This window comes from Aggregatimonas sangjinii (assembly GCF_005943945.1).
In the GTDB taxonomy this organism is placed as follows: domain Bacteria; phylum Bacteroidota; class Bacteroidia; order Flavobacteriales; family Flavobacteriaceae; genus Pelagihabitans; species Pelagihabitans sangjinii.
The window spans coordinates 44,667-63,151 of sequence record NZ_CP040710.1 but is presented as its reverse complement, the minus strand read 5'-3'; the positions used below and the strand labels follow the sequence as shown (position 1 = coordinate 63,151).

Below are 18,485 nucleotides of genomic sequence, written 5' to 3'. Positions count from 1 at the left end.
TTTCTAAAACCAGGCCATGTCCGATATACTTTCCAAGACCGAAGAATATGTAACCGAGCTCTTGACCAATGAGCTAGACAAGAATTTTTTGTACCACAATCTGAGGCATACACAACGGGTCGTTAAAAGTACTAAAGAATTGTTGGATAACTTTGACCTGAAAGCAAAAGAAAGAGAAGCGATACATCTAGCGGCTTGGCTTCACGACACCGGTTATACGAAAGGGATAGCGGAGCACGAGAAAAATAGCTGTGCAATTGCCAAGGAATTCTTGACAGAACGAAATTATGATACCGAAGGAGTTCAATTGGTCTGCTCCCTAATCATGGCCACCATGCGCACCCATTCCCCAAAAAATCTTTTGGAAGAAATCATAAGGGATGCCGACTCCTCCCACTTGGGACAAAGCAGTTATGTGCAGACCTCCGAAATGCTAAGGGAGGAGCTATCATTGCTGGGCGTAGCAGAATTTAACCAGAAGCAATGGCGTAAAGCGAATATTAAAATGTTTCAAACGGAACATCGCTTCTACACCGATTATGCCAGGGAAAATTGGCAAAGCGGAAAGGACAGCAATCTCAAAAAGCTGGTCAAAGCCCGTAAGAAACAGCAAAAAACGTTCAGAAAAGAAGCGCTTAAGGTCAAGTTAAAAAATAACAGTCCGGAAAGAGGCATTCAGACAATGTACCGCGTTACCATGCGCAATCATTTGAAACTCAGCGATATTGCCGATACCAAAGCAAATATCTTATTGTCGGTCAATGCCATCATCATTTCTCTCCTGCTTACCAACCTTATTCCCAAGCTTGACAACCCGAGCAACGATTATCTAATTTATCCTACTGGAATCTTTGTACTTTTTAGCGTAGCATCGATGATCATGTCGGTCTTGGCCACACGACCGAATATTACGAGTGGAGAATTCAATAAAGAGGATGTAAAGAATAAAAAGGTGAATCTCTTATTTTTCGGAAACTTTCACAAAATGAAATTACCGGATTATGAATGGGCCATGCAGGAACTCATAAAGGATCAAAGTTATTTGTATTCGAATTTGACCAAAGACCTTTACTTCTTGGGGGTGGTATTGAATACAAAGTACAAGCTCTTGCGGTGGACCTACACCATTTTTATGATCGGCATGATCTTATCGGTAATCGCGTTCTTTGTTGCATTGAAATTCTATGGCCCGGAAAGGGCGCTTATCGAACTACCGACTTAAGCCTTTAGCTCTACCATCAAATCTTCATAGGTATAGGTCTCTTCCGGAGCGGCATCTGTAGTGTACAGGATATCTGCCCTTATGGCCTTTAGCCCGGATACGCCTTGTAATCCCTCTAACTCTACGATCTCTACCTTACCGGTAAAATATCCTTTTGATTTCAAGAATTTGATGTACCGCAAATATTCAAGTTCGTCCGACTTTTGGGAATATACGACGACCATTTTACCAGGTTGCGTAAGCCGCTCGTTGGTGCCCTTTACAAAAGACTTATCGATTCGCTTTTTGATAATTTCATAACGCGCGTTGTATGTACCGTCTACATCAAAACGCTTTTCATCCAATCGAAAACGAATGGATAGAGAGGTGTTGTACACCAATATCAGGGAAGCCACATCCAAAGGAATGTCCAGCTTAGGCTTTAGGTTATAATGCACATTCTCCATTTCACACATGACCTGCAGCTGCCACAACCTTAGGTTATTGATATAGATGGGATCAAAACTATCGTTGGGTACGATGGCATCGCCGATATACATATTGTGCTCGACCCCGTCGGTCTTGTAACGCTCAAAGTAATGTGGGAACATTTCTTGCGCTTGTTCCTGTCTTTGATCGATTACCTTGGCCAACTTTTTGTTGATTCGCATTACGCTTTCATCGTAATTTTTACGATGGTCATAAAACGAATCGGTACCTGAATCGATACTTGCTTCGTAGGATATGATTTGCTGCAATAGTTCTTTGGATTCTGATTTTTTCAAATGCGCAAAGACCGGAGCGATTTCTTCGTTCACGAATTTGAAAATAGCCTGCTCGCTATTCGTATGCAGCATTTCCTTGATGTCATCGATATGATTGTCTACTCTAAAGGTCAACTCCTCATAAAAAGGAAGTTTCTTCGTCTCCTGTACCTTCAGTAAAATCGATTTGATGACCGATAGTTGTATGGTCAAGTCGCGTTGAATTGCCGTATTTCTTGCCTGGGAAGAATTTTTGATATCGATTTGGCCATAGAGCGGATACACATCCTTAAAAACGATTTCTTTGAATGTAGGTTGCAGGCCTTGAAGATCGTCTTTGATAAATAGCTTGGCTTCTTCCTCAAAACGCCAATGCACCGCAGGGTGTACCGAAGTGCATTCATGTTGAATTATCGCATCGATCAAATTCGCCTCTTCGATTTTCGATCGTAGGACGGCAGAGACGATAAATGGCATAATGTCGTCTAACTTCGTAGCATTAACACTGTTCAACTCATTTTTCTTGGTTGACGTAAGTTCTAAAACACCCAATAAGGTATCCCCATCGGCAATGGGGGCAAGAATAGCACTTTTTATGCCCGCTTGTTTCAAATTCTTGTAGGGCGCCGCACCTTTAGACATTGTAAAATACTTATCCACATCGGAAACGGCGAAGTACGTTTTATCTTCCAGCAATGTCCCATATGAACTGCTGCATAAAATATTTTCACATTTTCCAGTTTCCTGGTCGTTCAAAAGAACGCTATTGATACCATTTGAATGCACTTGTTCAAATTGGTTCTCTTTGGCGTTGTATGCTACGAAACTCGATTGAATATTCTTAATTCGGAAAAAAGATCGAAATGTTTCGCTCAGATGTTCCATAAAGCTGTCGCTCTTGCGCTTATCGGCGGCAATCAGACTCGATTTGATTTCCGAAATGGAATGCTCTGCGGTCACGTCGAACATGTTCGAAATCACAAAACCTTTTGATATGAAGCTTCCAGGCGGTACTTTTTCCCTCCAGAGTTCAATATTGTCATAGTTTTCGAGAAGATCATCAACATCGTCCTGAGTAAGTGGCTTGGCTTTATCGGTGGGTATCAATTCAAGAAAATCCGCATTGTAAAGAATCCTATAGTGATGCATTACACCCTCCGCATTGGGAATATCATAAAAATAGGGCCTAGTAAAATCCAATTTGAATCCGTAATGAAAATTGAGAACGACTACAGCCGCCATGATGTAATTGAAGTCCTCTTCTTGATTTCGAATCTTAAGTTCGAAGCCAGGGCCCGCATTCTTCAAGATATCCTTAAATCTTTTCGAGGAGTTGAATACCAAGTTGTCGTATGGCCATGAAGCCGTCTTGATTTCGTTCGAGCTCAAAACATCCGAAAAGGTATCCTCCAAAATGATGCCGATCACCTCTTTGTACGTATCAAGTAGATTTAGGTCTTCAAACCCATCACGCAGCTCCGGAAACGGAGCTTGTGCATCTAGAACCCGCTTCGCCTTTGCGGCGAGAAAAGGGTCCTCGCTTTTAGCCAACCCATCATAATATTCCAATAATTTATTGAAACTGATGAGCCGCTGTATCGGCATATTTTCGTAGTTCGTTAAAGACATAGTAACTATTAGTAGTCGCTTTGGCCATAAAATTACAAAACAAAGCGTAGAATTTTGTTAAAGCAATCCTTTCGCAAAAGTTTCAAGGTATGCCCCGTTTTTCGGATATTTATAAAAAAACGTCAATGTCGTCTAAATACCGGTTAAACAGAGCCTATAAGAATGCCAAGGTATTGCCCTTTGATGATAATTCTAAACTTATCCTTTTTAGCGATTGCCACCGAGGTGACAATAGTTTTGCGGATGATTTTGCCAACAACCGTAACATCTATTTTCACGCCTTGAAGTTTTACTACAAAGAGGGATTTTCTTATTTGGAATTGGGCGACGGTGACGAACTCTGGGAAAATATCCATTTCGATTCCATTTTTCAGGCGCACAAGAACGTGTTCAAACTATTGAAGCAGTTTCATCAGGAAAACCGTTTGCATATGATTTGGGGTAACCACGACATGGTGTATAAGGATGCCAAATATGTAAAAGAACACCTATCACATTATTTTGACCCGGTTGAGGGCTGCGACAAAACCCTTTTAGAGGGCATTACCTATCATGAGGCCGTTGTGCTAAAGCACAAAAACACCCAACAAGAAATTTTTTTGGCGCACGGCCATCAAGCCGATTGGTGGAACTACACCTTCTGGCGCTGGGGACGATTTCTGGTGCGCGTACTTTGGAAACCCTTGCAAGTATGGGGTATCGCAGATCCTACCAGTCCTGCCAAAAACTATAAGGAACTGATAAAAATAGAACGAAGGATAAAAAAATGGATTCTGGCCAACGATTTACTGATTACCATAGTGGGGCATACCCATCGGCCCCGTTTTCCGGAACCGGGCGACATTCCGTTTTTTAACGATGGTAGTTGTGTACATCCCAGGAGTATTACCGGTATCGAAATTGAAAATGGTAAGATTTCGCTTATCAAATGGCATATTAGCTCTACCGAAGATGGTACCCTGCGTGTGGTTCGGGTGTTGCTCGAAGGGCCTCAAAAATTATCGGATTATAGAAAAGGATAAGCTCGTAAGTTTTAGGCTATGCGCACTGACTAAACTAATTAAAGATGCGTTGGTGGTGTTGAAAGAGGAAAAAATAAACAAAGTACCGGATGCCGAGATATGAATATGTTCCAAATTGCCTAAAACCTTGGAATATCAACCGATTTTCAGTTGAAAAGTTCGTAACTACCATTAAAATTCCTTTTTTTAAGTCTTTTGATCAATGGAACGGATAGTGCTAACAATTTAACTTTTTGAGCAAATGTTAAAATGCTCTTCATACTACTTTTACCATGAGTAGGTTAAGAATACATCTGTTCTGGTGGAAAACTTAACACGGAATAGGGAACGTGGGGACGTTCCCTTTCTTTTTTTATATCGGTTCCTCCTTGCTGATTCAAGTAATTCGCCACGATTTTTCGCCTTCTTACTATAATCCCATCTTATCCATCCGACTGTACCGAAATGACTTTATTTAAAGCGTTATGATTATATTTCAAGCAAAACCAGGTTCACCTAGACACGTGCTTATCGCTTACTAATAAAAAATAAGATGGGGAAGAGGCATAGAAATTACAGAAATCGAATCCTAAAAATTGGTGCATTTATCACCGTGGCATTTGTTGCTGTTTTTGTGCTTCTGCAGCTACAGGCTAAAAATATGGTTGCTGACTTCCTGCAACGCAAAATACCTTCCCACATCAAACTGAATTACGAAAGTTTGGAAGTTAGCTTACTTAGCGGCAATATTCATTTCTCCGACATCAGCATGCAGCTTTTAGACCGGGACAGCACGCTTGTCCATACCGACATTACCGCCGAAAACCTGAATATAGAGGGTATTGGCTACTGGCAATTTTTTATTAAAAATACGATTAAGGCAGACGAAGTGAGTTTGAAGAGCCCATACGTGACGCATTTTGCTTCCCGTGTACTGCCCAAAGATCAAAACGAGCCAGAGGGCTTGGTCAACCTGTTGAAAGATATCGTCATCGGAAAGATTGGTCTTACGAATGGGAGCTTCGACCTTACCAAAAAACAAAACGACAGTTTTCGGACCAAGGCCAGAAATATCAATTTCACACTTCTAAACGGGCGCACGGGTCCGGATATCATTGTTAAAAAAATCCCGTTGGAATATGGAGACTATGAATTCGAAGCCGCACAAATTTTTGTCGATTTAGGAGATTACGAAACCGCTACGGCCGATACGCTGCTGATCACCAAAACAGATGTCCTGGTAAAAAATACCCGATTGACCTCCAAATATTCGAAAGCGGCCTTGTCAAGAGCAATCGCAAAGGAACACGACCATATTGACCTGCACATTCCTGAGTTTCGACTTAAGGGGATAAAATTGGGGTTTGAGAGCAATCGCTTTTTCTTTTTCTCCCAGTATGGAGAAATCGACAATCCCGATTTGACCGTGTATAGGGATAAGATGGTTTCCGATGATTTTTCCTCAAAACGTATGTATAGTGCTATGCTGAGAGAAATTCCTATACACATCGCTATTGATAGCCTCAACATGAAGGAGGGTAAGGTTCGGTATGAAGAAAATTCGACCTACGAAACCAAGGCGGGTAGCTTGTATTTTGATGCTTTGGATGGCACCATGTACAATATTAATAATGGCTATCCCGAAGGAGAGAAAACGCTGGCCAATCTAAAAGGCAATCTAATGGGGACCGCGCCGATTTCTTTGGAATATCGTTTTGATATGAACCGGAAGGACGATGCTTTTACACTCAAAGCAACTCTTTTTTCGCTCGACGGCGAGCGCGTAAATTCCTTTTTGCGACCCAACCTTAATACGCAGATTACAGGCACTATAAACGAATTGTATCTCACTGCTTCGGGCAATAATCTTAAGGCTAGGGGCGATATGAAAATGAAGTACAACGACCTGAAATTCGAAATCCTTAAAAAAGACAGATTGCACATTAACAAGTTACTTTCTGCGATAGGAAATCTTTTCGTCAATGATGGTTCGGACACCGATGCTGCCGGATACCGCTACGGAACTATTGACGTAGAACGGGACCAGAGCAAATCATTTTTTAATTTTATCTGGAAGATCACCCAAGATGGTCTCCTGAGCACTTTAACCGGCGATGGCGAAAAAGAAAAATAACAATACAACAGGCGATGGAAACGAAAAACCAAAAGAGCAAGAGAAAAGTGTACAAGAAAAAAAGATATGCATTGCCTGTAGCGATCATCGTTCTGCTCATCGTACTTCGTTTATCGCTCCCAACTATCGTAAAAAATTATGTGAATGACGTTTTGGCCAATATCCCAGGCTATTCTGGCGCCGTAGAGGATATTGATATCTCGTTATTACGGGGAGCCTACGTTATACATAACCTGAAATTGAACAAAGTGGACGCAGGTTCAGAAGTACCGTATTTAGATTTGGAAAGAACCGATATTTCCTTAGAATGGAAATCGTTGTTCAAGGGTAAAATAGTAGGGGAAGTCATCATGACCAAACCCGTCTTTATCTATGTATTTGAAGATCAACAGAGCGGCGACGAAGCCGATATCGATGATTGGACCAAGGCCCTGACCGATTTGATACCAATAGACATAAACCATTTGGAAATCGTAAATGGCAAGGCAGCTTTTGTAGAAGTTACCGCAGACCCGACTATCGATTTGAACATGCATGATATTAATCTTATCGCCGACAATCTCAGAAACGTGATTTCACAAGAGCGAAATCTTCCGTCGCATGTAAAAGGCACCGCTATTTCTATCGGGAATGGAAAAGTAAATTTGGAAGGCCGGCTGAACCTTGTAAAGCAAATTCCGGATATGGATATGTCTTTCTCCCTTGAAAATACCGATATGGGCGCCTTGAACGATTTTACCAGCCACTATGCCGGTATTGATTTTGCCGAGGGCAATTTTAATCTGTATAGCGAACTCGCTATCGCAGATGGGTTTTTAAAAGGATACATCAAACCGATGTTGAAAGACTCTAAACTAATTGAAAAAAAAGACAACTTCTTTGAAAAACTTTGGGAAGGTTTTGTCGGATTCTTCAAGTTCGTTCTCAAAAACCAAAAGACGGATACCCTCGCTACAAAAATCCCGCTTGAAGGCGATTTAACCCAGGTAAAATCAAAAGTTTTCCCTGCAATTTTCAACATTTTCAAGAATGCATGGATTAGCGGATTCAAAGGTATTGTTGATGACGAGGTAGAATTTGAAGATGCAACACAAGAAGTCGACGCTATTGAAGCGAAAAAGAAAGAAAACGATTAAAAAACCAACCTTCAAAATCATCTTGGAACCCAAGATTTTAGTACAAGACTAAAAAAATTGATGTAGCGCATCTGCGCTTGCCCGTATCTATAAATGTGGATTTTTCCCTGGCACTTCTGTACTAGTCGTCATCACTTCCCACCAATTTCTTCCTGAGCAACATCAACAGTGACTTTTTTTTCCTTGATTCTTTTTCCGGCTTCCTCCACTTTTTCGGTAGCTTTTTAAAGCTTGCTTTCTACGTTCTCTTCTTTAAATTTTGCTTCCCTGTAACTCGAAATGAAGATTACGTTTAAAAATAATAATGCAACTACCTAGTAGTATTTTTTTCATTCTTCAAATGGTCTTGGTTAAAGTACAACGATAGAAATACGTGTCATTGCCATTTAACACCTATCGATTGAGTCAAAAATAGTATGGCTCTCGTACCGCCAGAATGGCTAATTTTACATTGTTTATATAGTGATGGTTTAATTTTCACTTTTATCGGCTCTAAATCCCTTGCATGGCTACGTTTACCTACAACAATCGCGAAATCGACTGGATCTATTTCAATGAGAGGGTCTTACAGGAGGCGGGAGATACTTCCAATCCCGTATTCGAAAGGCTGCGCTTCCTAGCCATATTCTCCTCCAATCTGGATGAATTTTTTAAAGTACGCGTTTCCAAACTCCGCCAGATTAAAAAGGTAAAAAAAAGTATTCGAAAACCATTGGGCCTGCGACCGAACAAGCTGTTGAAGACCCTCCTAGCGGAGATTAATGAGCAACAGATACGCTTTGGGCAGGTTTTCCGAGAGGGTATTCTTCCCGAACTTGCCGATAAGGGTATCCATATTTTAGAGCTTCAGGATTTGAAAACCAAGCATCTTGCCAAGTTGAAGTCTTACTACGACACGCATCTGAAGGACGGCCCAACGATTTTAAACGCGGCGAACGTTTCGGCCAACGCCTTTGCGGACGGGCAATTGTATCTCGTCGCCGACTTGAGTGAAGTAGACGACCTACTGTTCGTTAAAGTACCCACTAATCGGTTGGGCAGGTTTGTTGAAATTTCAAGGGATAGGGATGTATACGAATATGTATTCTTAGAGGACATCCTAAAAGCACATGCTACGGATATATTCCCGGGCAAGGCCATTAAAGGGCTTTACAGCATCAAAATTTCCAAAGACGCTGAACTTTATTTGGAAGAGGACTATGAGGGGGAATGGATAGAACAGGTATACGCCTCCCTTTCCAAAAGACAAACCGGCCAGCCCACACGACTGCTTTACGAAGGCGGAATGCCCAAAACGTTACGAAAGCGTATTCGCAAGGCGTTGCAACTGGGCAAGGTAGATATGGTCAAGGGGGGTACCCATCACAATTTTAGTGATTTTTTCGATTTTCCGAACAGCACTGGTAATCATGACTTGGAGTACAAAGATCTGCCACCTTTGCGGCAAAAAGATTTTGAAGAGGCCGATAATATCTTCGACCTTATCCGGGAAAAAGACCGACTGTTGCATTTTCCGTACCAACGATTCGGGTATTTGGAAAAGTGGCTTTTAGAGGCAGCAAATGATCCGCAAGTCGTTTCCATTCATATCTCCCTCTATCGTATCGCCAAAGAATCACTATTGACCTCCGCGTTATTAAAAGCGCTTGAAAACGGTAAAAAGGTGGTTATATTCGTCGAGGGAAAAGCGCGGTTCGATGAAGCGAACAACATCAAATGGGGCATCCATTTTGAGGAGAAGGGAGCCGAGGTATTCTATAGTTTTCCCAATGTTAAGGTACACTCCAAGATATTGTACATCCAACGGAAGGAAGGTAAGAGGATAAAAGGCTATGCCTATATCGGTACGGGTAATTTTAATGCCAAGACCTCCAAAATCTATTGTGATCACGCCCTTTTTACCGCAAAAAAGAAAATAGGCAAGGACTTAGAACAAGTATTCAGGGTATTGAAACGGGAACTGATTCTGCCCAAATTAAAAACGCTCTTGATTTCACCCTATAATACCCGCCAACGGTTCGAAGAGTTGATTCAGGCCGAGATAACGAATGCTAAAAAAGGCCTACCGGCCAAGATCAGTATCAAGATGAACAGTCTTGAAGATAAAAAGATGATCAATCAGCTATATAGGGCGAGCAATGCCGGTGTGAAAATAAAGCTATTGGTACGTGGTTTTTGTTGTCTGATACCACAAATTCCGGGACAAAGCGAAAATATCGAGGTTATTAGTGTCGTTGACCGCTTTTTGGAACATGCACGGGTATTCCTGTTTCACAACAATGGAGAAGACAAATTGTACATGGGCAGTGCCGATTGGATGACCCGGAACCTCGACAAGCGCATCGAGGTTTTGGTACAACTTACTGACAAAGATATTTTTAGAGAACTCAAAGAAATGCTCGAATTACAGTTTTCCGATAATACCAAAGCGAGGATGATAGACGGCAAGGGAACGAACGATTTTGTAGCACCGGCTCCCAACGACCCGAAGATACGATCGCAATACCATATTTATGAATCATTGGAAAAGCAGCTACCTGTTCGAGACACCTTAAAAACAATTTAATGCACAGTTCGTAGCGAACTTTTTGCGATATAAAAACACAAATAGTATGAAAGCAGCACCGACTTTAATTTGCATACCCGACATCAGTGGTTTTACCCAATTTATGAGTGACATGGATTTTGAACTGACCTCTAGGGTAATCCCCTCCTTGTTGAACAACATCATTTATTCCAACGAAATCGAACTAAAGGTTTCGGAAATCGAGGGAGACGCCGTGTTATTTTTTCGACAAGGAGAACTCCCTCCCTTAGATAAATTGGTTGAACAATGCCGTTATTTTTACACGGAATTCTACAAACAAATGAATACGCTACGAAAGAAGCACAGCGATAAGAACGGTGCCTATAAAATACCGGAAATGCTCGGGTTGAAAATCATCTTACATTACGGTCAGGAAATAGGTGTGGTTCCCGTGGGAAAACGAATAAAACTAATGGGCGAGGATGTCATCGTAGCGCATCGGCTTTTAAAGAACAATGTCCCCATAGACGAATACATTTTAATATCGGACCAACTGATTTCTGAGTACGATTCTATTTCAAACGATGATTTTGATTGGGCGAGTCTTAAGGAAAGTAGTATCAAAATAAAACACATGGGCGATGTAGGCTTTAAATACATTAACCTGAAGCCCCTCACCGAATAAATACGCCGATATTTCAGCAAGAGGTGAACGAGTCAACTTTACTTCTAAAATCGTTCGTCAAAACCAACGGCAATGCTTACTTTTCCAAATTATCCTAATATTTTACAATCATGACCAAGAAACAAGGCAACGAAAAAACGGAATTCGTCAAAGAGGAAGACGAAAAGAAAGAGGAGTATATTTTTCAGAAAAATACCATTACAAAAACCGGAACAATTATCATTATCGCTTTTTTGATACTATTGGGAATCGGTCTGTTGGTATCCGGCGTGTTTTTCGAAAACTAAAGCGACACCCTTAGGTATTTTCCTGAACTAATACGAACCTATGACCCAATTATCAAAATACGGTATCGCAATGGCGCTTGCCGTACTTTGTAATGCGTGTGCCACATTTAAGTCCCAATATGAGGATAACACGCTTATTGGTGGCGAAAAGGACGAAAAAATTAGCCATTCCTTTTTTATCGCCTCAGGTGCGGGCAATGTCGGAGATAGCGAGGATGAAAAGGTATTGGAACTTTTGGAAGCCCACCTCGCGAAGGCCAGCGAGGCATCTACACTGCTCTTCACGGGAGACAATATCTCGCAAGACACTGCAAATTGGAAAAAGAACAAGCTCCTGCTCGAACGCCAGATTGCAGCCACCAAAAAATTTAAAGGTCAAACGATTTTTATGCCCGGCGCCAACGAATGGCGGAGCTTCGATACCAATAAAATTGAACGGGTAGAGAACTTTATCAAGGAAATAGACGATGATGATATCGATTTCTATCCGGAAAATGTATGTCCGATTACAAGAAGGGTAATTAGCGAGCAACTTGATCTGATAGTGATCGATTCACGTTGGTTTATATCGAACTGGTCGCGCATTAAGGACATGAATAAAAAATGTACCGATATCGTTACCAGACGCCGTTTTATAGAGGAATTGGAAGGCTTTATCAATGACGGACAGGACAAAAATATCGTTATTGCCATGCACCATCCGATCATGAGTAATGGCAAATACGCCGGTAAGGATAGTTTTAAAAGCCACATGACCCCTTTGCCTATTGTAGGCACTTTGCTTAATGCGTTCAAAGAACTTGGAGCATTTTCACCCGATCGCTTAAATTCAAGAAGGTACAACTACCTACGCATTGCCTTAAGCGCTTACGCCAAGGCCTCTGATCGGATTACTATTGTTTCTGGGCATGAGGAAAGTCTGCAGTATCTTGAGGGGGGCAATATTCATCAGATCATCGCTGGTTCGTTAACCCAAAGAACAGCTACCAGACGCTCTAGAGAACGTATCAACAGTATAGGCGGTGCCTTAAAGTACAAAGGCCTGTTCACCTACGGCGAAAAAGGTTTTACCCGCTTGGATTATTTCGAGGATGGTTCGTCGCAAGTCACCTTTATTAGTGGAAACAAAGAGGAGTACAAAATGCCCGTTCTCTCGAAACTAAAGAAAGACCTCGAGCCCTTTAAATTTAGAGAAATCACCGAAAAAACGGTAAGCGAAACCGTACTTCCCAATCGGGAAGCAATAGAAAAATCAGATTTTTACACCTTTTTATGGGGCGAACGCTACCGAAAGTATTTTGGTGAATCGGTTAGCGCGCCCGTAACCATGCTCGACACCCTTTACGGTGGCCTTAAAGTCATTAAAGAAGGTGGGGGCCATCAGTCTTTTTCCCTCCGATTGGAAGATGCCAACGGCAAGCAGTACGCCATGCGTTCTCTTCGTAAAAATGCCTTGAAATACCTCAAGTTCAAGATTCCGGGAATCGCCTATACCGAAAACGATTATGACGATTCGGTACCGGAGGAAATCGTTTCTGATTTCTTTACCACGGCACACCCCTACATGCAATTGATCGTCAACCCTCTGGCCCGTTCTGTTCAAGTGAACCATTCGAGCCCTAGCCTGTTTTACATTCCCAAGCAAGCAGCATTAGGCGACCTGAATACCACCTTCGGCGACGAGCTTTATTTTATAGAGGAACGCCCTTCCGATGAGCAATTGAATTTCAAGGGCTATCGAAGAGCCATCGATGAAGCGGGGAACATCAAAGATTTTGAAAGTACGACCGATATGTTGGAAAGAATAGCCAGCGATGAGTCGTACACCGTAGACCAGCGCGAATTCATTCGCGCACGCCTGTTCGATATGCTGATCGGCGATTGGGATCGTCATCAGGACCAATGGCGCTGGGTAGAGTATGAAAAGAACGACGGCGACAGGGAATTTTTACCGGTACCCAGAGATCGCGACAACGTCTTCCCCAAGTTCGATGGTTTCGCCATAAAACTGGTAAAGGTTTTTGCACCGGCATCAAGACGGTTTCAGTCCTTCGCGCCCGAGGTCAAAAGCCTAAAATGGTTGAATGCCAACGGCAATAAATTAGATCGAGCTATACTTACCCGTTTCGATACCGAAGTCTGGGAGGAGGAAGCGGCCCTGATCCAGCAAAACCTTACTCCGGAAAAAATCGAGAACGCTTTTAACAATTTACCGCCTGAGGTACAGGACGAAACCAGTGCTGAAATCCGTCGTACCCTGGAGCTTCGCTTGGCCAATTTGGGAACCTTCGCCAAAGCATATAGTAAGATGCTTAACCGCACGGTAGCTTTGCATGGTACCGAAAAGGACGATAAAATCCAGATTACCGCGCTGGCAGATGGTAAAACCAAGGTGGTCATTCGACGTATTTTTAGCGATGATCCCAACATGAAAATTTTCGAGCGAACCTTCGACCCAAAGGAAACCAAGGAATTATGGATTTATGGGTTGGGTGATGACGATGTATTCGAGGTGCTCGGCCCCGAGAAGAATAATATTACGATTCGGTTGATAGGCGGGTACGGCGCGGATGTTTTTAAAATTTCCGAAAAAAAGAATATCAAAGTCTACGACTGGGAGCACGAAGAAACCACCTTCGAAGGGGAGACGCCCAAGCGCAATCTTTCGAATATGTACAAGACCAACACCTATCATTGGCGGTATTTTGAGCCGAACATCAATCTTCTGGTGCCAGCAATCGGATTTCGAACCGATGACGGGGTATTTTTAGGCGTAAAGGAAACTTACACCTATAAAGGGTTCAATGCCGCAAAATTCCGTCAAAAACACAGTATTGCCGCGAATTACTTCTTTAAGTTCAGGGCGTTGGAAGCGTCGTATTCAGGAATTTTTGCAGGGATAATGCCCATGTGGAATTTTGAGGTAAACGGTTACTACACCAACAACCGCTTTTCAAGGAACTTCTTTGGCTTTGGCAACGAAACGGTTAACCTAGAGGACACTTTGGACAGGGATTTCTATCGCGACCGTATGCAAAGAATCAGCTTTGATGTAGGTATCGCATACCATACCTTACGCTTTAAAGCATTATACGAATCGTACCGAACCCGGGAGCTGCCGAACCGCTTGTTTACTCCGGACAATGTAGACCCCGAGGTATTTAATTCCCAGAACTATGTTGGCGCCGAGATGTCCGCCTTGTATGATAAAGCCGATGCCAAAGATTTTCCTTCAAAATATATCATCATCGGTCTCTCGGCCGGTTTTAAGGCGAATACCAGTATTGCAGCGAACAAATTCGGTTACCTAAAATTCAAGTTGGGCTTTAGCCATAAGCTTATTCCCTCGGGGGATGTGGTGCTCGGCACCATGGGCGAGGTCATGACCAATTTCGGCAACGACTATTTTTACTACCACGCCGCCTCTATTGGAGGAAATAATGGACTTCGAGGTTTTCGCGATGAGCGCTTTTCCGGCAAGACCTACTTCTACCAGACCACCGACCTACGGTGGCGGGTAAAGCGGTACGTTACGGCTGTAGCGCCCGTTACCGTTGGTATCTACGGCGGTTTTGACTACGGACGTGTTTGGCAGCCCAATGAGAGCAGCAATATCTGGCATACCTCCCAAGGAATAGGTTTTTGGGCCAGCGGTCTCGACTTTATCACCCTTAACTTGGGTGCCTTTAACTCTAAGGAAGGAATCTTATTTCAATTTGGGTTTGGTTTTGAATTTTAACTCCCACCCAAGGTGATAGCAAAATTTAAGAAGTATAAATTCTTACTTTTGCGGGCAACTAAACACTTAACATATTCACCATGTTCAAAAAAGCACTCTACGTCAGCCTAGTTTCCTTACTCTTCGTTTCCTGTTGGAAAGACAAAAGCCCAGAGGACCTTATTCGCCTCAAGGATAAGTTCAAATCGCAGGTAGCGGCCTTCGAAAAGAAAAAAGAAACCGCCAACAAAAACGTCAACGAAGGATTGGAATCACTTAGTGCCCTAAAAGGTGCTTTAGAGGATGCTAAAAACGAGGACAAGGAATTCGCCAAGGTCTACGGCGATTGGGAAAAAGTAGACAAACGTGTCAACAACCTCAATAAAGAGTACGAAGACCTTAAAGAAAAGGCCTCGAACCTCTTTACGGCGATGGAAACCCAGACCAATAGCCTAAGTGATGAAAAAAACCGCAATACACTTCTTGGTTTTATTCAAAAGGCGCGGACCAAATACGACGGAACCTTGGCCAATACCTCAAAGGCGATAGACAAGCTCCGTTTACTACATGGCGATGCCGTTGAGGTGGTAAAAGCCTTGGAGGTGGCCGCCGCCCTAAATTCATTTGACAACATTAACGATCAGATGAAAAGCATCGAAGGCCGTGTGGATGCTATCATGTCGGAACTCAACGTGGCTGTAGTAGAAAGCAAAAAGCTGTATGAAAAGAAGATTACGGAGTTGGGGGAAGAATAACCTGAAATCTATCCGCACAAATCGTTCTTCACTCTTTTGCTTTTAAAGGGCCATTATGAGATAATAATTTCGAGTTTCTTTATTCTGCACATGGGTGCATCACAAGTTCATTTAATCCTGTTCTCTAGATTACTAAATATAATTTTTTGTTTATTGTCTAATAGTTGTTAGATGCTATATAAATAAACCTATGAGGTATAAGTCAACTGAAAGGCTCGGCGTAAATGCAACTGAAGGTATTATTCTTCGTGAATTTGATTGGATTTTTAGAGAACAACCAATTGTAGATGTTGGAATAGATGCTCTGATTGAGGAATCAGAGGATGGAAATCCAACTGGAAAATTCATTGCTCTCCAAATAAAGTCAGGAAAAGGAAATTTTTCACTTTCAAGAGATAAACTAACTTATTATATCTCCAATATACATCACAACTATTGGTTGAATTTTGACATTCCAATGTTGTTAATTGCTCATATCCCTGAAACGAATCTTACCTACTGGATAGAAATTTCTCAGAGAACTATCAAAAAAACTAAAAAGAGATGGAAAGTTGATATTCCCATAAGAAATAAGCTAAATATTAAGGCTAAGGAAAAGATTGCAGAATTGTTAACTGATAAAAATTACGAGTATCAATCTATCAAAATATTCAAAGGAGAAGATATTGACTCCCAAACTGTATATGACATAGCCGAAAAATCAACCTGTCTAGAGGATTGTAAAGATTCGACTATTAAAACAATTGAGTTGCTTGAATCTTTTACTTTGAAATCGAACGAGAGTAGCGAAAAGTTCAAATATTTTAATGAAATTGGTTTAACATTCAAATCCCCGCGAGTGATTGCATCAGTCGGCACATATGCCAAGAACATGAATCTAGCTTCTAAAAGAATGGAAAATGAATGCCAAATATTTTCCGAGACCTTCGGGGCGGGTATTTTCGCATTTGAACAAGCAATAATGGTACATTTTTTTATAACACAGGACATTGAAAATGTCCAGAAAAATCTGAAAAGTGTAGAAACATTACCATCTGCACTTGATAGTGCGATAAAAGGGGTGAATTTTATGCAAGAATCAATATCAAAACTCCCAGAAGACTATAAGACACTAATTATCGCTAAAAAGCAGATGATGTCCGTCGTTGATTTAATTATTGATGAATATAAAGTTGCAAAAATAATTGTGGGAAATTTAATAGAATCATCAAATAAACTTATAGAAAAATCAGCTAATAAAATTTCTTACAAAAAGCCCTAGTTCGGTATCCCCAAAGCAAATACCTATTTTATAAGACGACCTGTCGAGCGAGTTATCCTTGCCTCCATATTTTTATTTTTTGATTCTTCAGGTCATAAATTGGGAGAAAATGCTAAAAGCCCATGACAATGCACTGTAAATCAAAAGCAATTTTTTATTCTCATTTAAAACAGGGGCTTTTTTACAGGCGCCCATGAACAACAATCTAAAAAAGGCAGATGAAATTCAAAAAGATACTAATGCTCGTTTTGTCGTCCCTTCTAGCGACCACAAGCTGTGAAGAGCCGAACAAACAGCAAGGCGAAGCAATCACAAGTCAAAAAGTAATTATTGAACAAGAAAGAAAGGCAATCCTAGCCACCTTAAATAATGAAACCAAGGCTGCTTTTCAAAGGGATTATGAGGCATGGCAAACCAAATGGGTACATGACCCCGACATCACCAAAATCTATCTAGATTTCCCTGAAAATACGTTTTCCGAATCGGTGGGCTGGAATGAAATCAGCCAATTCGTCAAGACCTTTATGGAAGAGCATCCCGAAACTGAACCCCTACCTGAACTACTGGATGAAATTGAAGTGCGCCTCTACGGCAACGGCGCCTGGGTTACCTACGAGCAGCAAGATGCACTAAGAGGTCGGAAACGAGAGACCAGACTCATGGAAAAGGTAAATGGGGAATGGAAAATTGCAGGGATGCAAACAACAATATATGGGTCAGAAACCAATGAGACCAAATAAAAACCATGGTCAACGCTATCACTATCCCAAAACCCCCACTAGTTCTTTAACAGTCATAAAAATTATCAATAGGACCAAAAACACCCACTGCAAATCAGAGCTGATTTCTTATTTTTATTTAAGACAGAATCGCTATGCGAGAGCCCGCTGAGAACAATAAAAACAGTACCCGGCTAGCGCATTTAAAACAATGAAAATGAAAGAAGAAGAAAAAGAAGAAATCTACGATGAGTTTTATGATAACGTAAACATGACCCCATCGGAGTTGGAGGATTGGCTGGATACCGAAAAGTCGAAATCCGTGGGCCAGGATAGCGGTGATGGCGAAGCTATTGGGCATAAGAGCGGTCGGAAAATCATAAAAATCAAAAGAACCAAAAAAGACGAACTGACGGACTCCAACTATGAACACATGCAAAAGGTCAATTCCTATGTGGCCCGCCATAAGGCGCAAAAGCCGGACGGTGATGTAAAGGAATCCGATTGGCGTTATTCCTTAAAAAATTGGGGCCACGACCCTTTGAAATAAAACGTGTATTTTAGTAATTGGTATCGCTCAAGAAGCAAGTCCGTAATATAGCGACCGAGCCCAAACTTTGAATCAATCTTTTGTTCAATGGTATACCGACAAATTTTCGCCGATACGT

Annotated in this window: 13 protein-coding genes; 12 read left to right on the top strand and 1 reads right to left on the bottom strand. The window is 41.7% G+C overall.

The annotated features are described in order from the left end of the window. Nucleotides 1-16 precede the first annotated feature (16 nt). A complete protein-coding gene (locus tag FGM00_RS00275; RefSeq protein ID WP_138850985.1) occupies nt 17-1,222 on the top strand; it encodes a Pycsar system effector family protein in 1,206 nt (401 codons plus the stop codon). On the opposite strand, the gene FGM00_RS00270 is transcribed toward FGM00_RS00275, so the two are convergent. After that, complete coding sequence (locus FGM00_RS00270) at nt 1,219-3,594, bottom strand: GAF domain-containing protein (RefSeq protein WP_138850984.1); 2,376 nt, start codon at nt 3,592-3,594, stop codon at nt 1,219-1,221. The genes FGM00_RS00275 and FGM00_RS00270 overlap by 4 nt on opposite strands. Nucleotides 3,595-3,719: 125 nt before the next feature. On the opposite strand from FGM00_RS00270, the gene FGM00_RS00265 reads away from it, so the two are divergent. The 11 genes from FGM00_RS00265 (at nt 3,720) to FGM00_RS00220 (ending at nt 18,367) form a co-directional block, all read left to right on the top strand. Beyond that, entirely contained in the window at nt 3,720-4,616 is an 897-nt protein-coding gene (locus tag FGM00_RS00265; RefSeq protein WP_138850983.1) for a metallophosphoesterase, read from the top strand. Between the two features lie 532 nt (nt 4,617-5,148). Next, entirely contained in the window at nt 5,149-6,729 is a 1,581-nt protein-coding gene (locus FGM00_RS00260) for a hypothetical protein (protein ID WP_138850982.1), read from the top strand. Nucleotides 6,730-6,743: 14 nt separating this feature from the next. After that, nucleotides 6,744-7,865 (top strand): DUF748 domain-containing protein, encoded by a 1,122-nt coding sequence (locus FGM00_RS00255; protein ID WP_138850981.1) that lies wholly within the window; start codon nt 6,744-6,746, stop codon nt 7,863-7,865. Between the two features lie 505 nt (nt 7,866-8,370). Beyond that, entirely contained in the window at nt 8,371-10,431 is a 2,061-nt protein-coding gene (gene ppk1 / locus FGM00_RS00250) for a polyphosphate kinase 1 (protein ID WP_138850980.1), read from the top strand. A gap of 46 nt (nt 10,432-10,477) precedes the next feature. Next, entirely contained in the window at nt 10,478-11,077 is a 600-nt protein-coding gene (locus tag FGM00_RS00245; protein ID WP_138850979.1) for a DUF2652 domain-containing protein, read from the top strand. A gap of 110 nt (nt 11,078-11,187) precedes the next feature. Next, nucleotides 11,188-11,364: a hypothetical protein gene (locus FGM00_RS19715; protein WP_175416157.1), complete on the top strand. Its 177-nt coding sequence runs from the start codon at nt 11,188-11,190 to the stop codon at nt 11,362-11,364. Between the two features lie 40 nt (nt 11,365-11,404). After that, a complete protein-coding gene (locus FGM00_RS00240) occupies nt 11,405-15,103 on the top strand; it encodes a ShlB/FhaC/HecB family hemolysin secretion/activation protein (RefSeq protein ID WP_138850978.1) in 3,699 nt (1,232 codons plus the stop codon). A gap of 80 nt (nt 15,104-15,183) precedes the next feature. Continuing rightward, the gene (locus FGM00_RS00235; RefSeq protein WP_138850977.1) at nt 15,184-15,837 is read left to right on the top strand and encodes a hypothetical protein; all 654 of its coding nucleotides are present in this window, start codon (nt 15,184-15,186) and stop codon (nt 15,835-15,837) included. 190 nt (nt 15,838-16,027) lie between these two features. After that, nucleotides 16,028-17,098, top strand: coding sequence for a DUF4365 domain-containing protein (locus tag FGM00_RS00230; RefSeq protein ID WP_138850976.1), 1,071 nt, complete (start codon nt 16,028-16,030; stop codon nt 17,096-17,098). A gap of 218 nt (nt 17,099-17,316) precedes the next feature. Continuing rightward, nucleotides 17,317-17,838 carry a nuclear transport factor 2 family protein gene (locus FGM00_RS00225; protein WP_138850975.1) on the top strand — a complete coding sequence of 174 codons (522 nt, stop codon included), beginning with the start codon at nt 17,317-17,319 and terminating at the stop codon, nt 17,836-17,838. Between the two features lie 196 nt (nt 17,839-18,034). Next, on the top strand, nt 18,035-18,367 hold the full coding sequence (locus tag FGM00_RS00220; RefSeq protein ID WP_138850974.1) for a DUF3140 domain-containing protein: 333 nt from the start codon (nt 18,035-18,037) through the stop codon (nt 18,365-18,367). The last annotated feature ends 118 nt before the right edge of the window (nt 18,368-18,485 follow it).

What these genes read in the sequence shown, in the direction of transcription:
- FGM00_RS00275 (WP_138850985.1), top strand. Translation starts at nt 17, where the DNA reads ATGTCCGATATACTTTCCAAGACCGAAGAATATGTAACCGAGCTCTTG.
- FGM00_RS00270 (WP_138850984.1), bottom strand. Translation starts at nt 3,594, where the DNA reads ATGTCTTTAACGAACTACGAAAATATGCCGATACAGCGGCTCATCAGT.
- FGM00_RS00265 (WP_138850983.1), top strand. Translation starts at nt 3,720, where the DNA reads ATGTCGTCTAAATACCGGTTAAACAGAGCCTATAAGAATGCCAAGGTA.
- FGM00_RS00260 (WP_138850982.1), top strand. Translation starts at nt 5,149, where the DNA reads ATGGGGAAGAGGCATAGAAATTACAGAAATCGAATCCTAAAAATTGGT.
- FGM00_RS00255 (WP_138850981.1), top strand. Translation starts at nt 6,744, where the DNA reads ATGGAAACGAAAAACCAAAAGAGCAAGAGAAAAGTGTACAAGAAAAAA.
- ppk1 (WP_138850980.1), top strand. Translation starts at nt 8,371, where the DNA reads ATGGCTACGTTTACCTACAACAATCGCGAAATCGACTGGATCTATTTC.
- FGM00_RS00245 (WP_138850979.1), top strand. Translation starts at nt 10,478, where the DNA reads ATGAAAGCAGCACCGACTTTAATTTGCATACCCGACATCAGTGGTTTT.
- FGM00_RS19715 (WP_175416157.1), top strand. Translation starts at nt 11,188, where the DNA reads ATGACCAAGAAACAAGGCAACGAAAAAACGGAATTCGTCAAAGAGGAA.
- FGM00_RS00240 (WP_138850978.1), top strand. Translation starts at nt 11,405, where the DNA reads ATGACCCAATTATCAAAATACGGTATCGCAATGGCGCTTGCCGTACTT.
- FGM00_RS00235 (WP_138850977.1), top strand. Translation starts at nt 15,184, where the DNA reads ATGTTCAAAAAAGCACTCTACGTCAGCCTAGTTTCCTTACTCTTCGTT.
- FGM00_RS00230 (WP_138850976.1), top strand. Translation starts at nt 16,028, where the DNA reads ATGAGGTATAAGTCAACTGAAAGGCTCGGCGTAAATGCAACTGAAGGT.
- FGM00_RS00225 (WP_138850975.1), top strand. Translation starts at nt 17,317, where the DNA reads ATGAAATTCAAAAAGATACTAATGCTCGTTTTGTCGTCCCTTCTAGCG.
- FGM00_RS00220 (WP_138850974.1), top strand. Translation starts at nt 18,035, where the DNA reads ATGAAAGAAGAAGAAAAAGAAGAAATCTACGATGAGTTTTATGATAAC.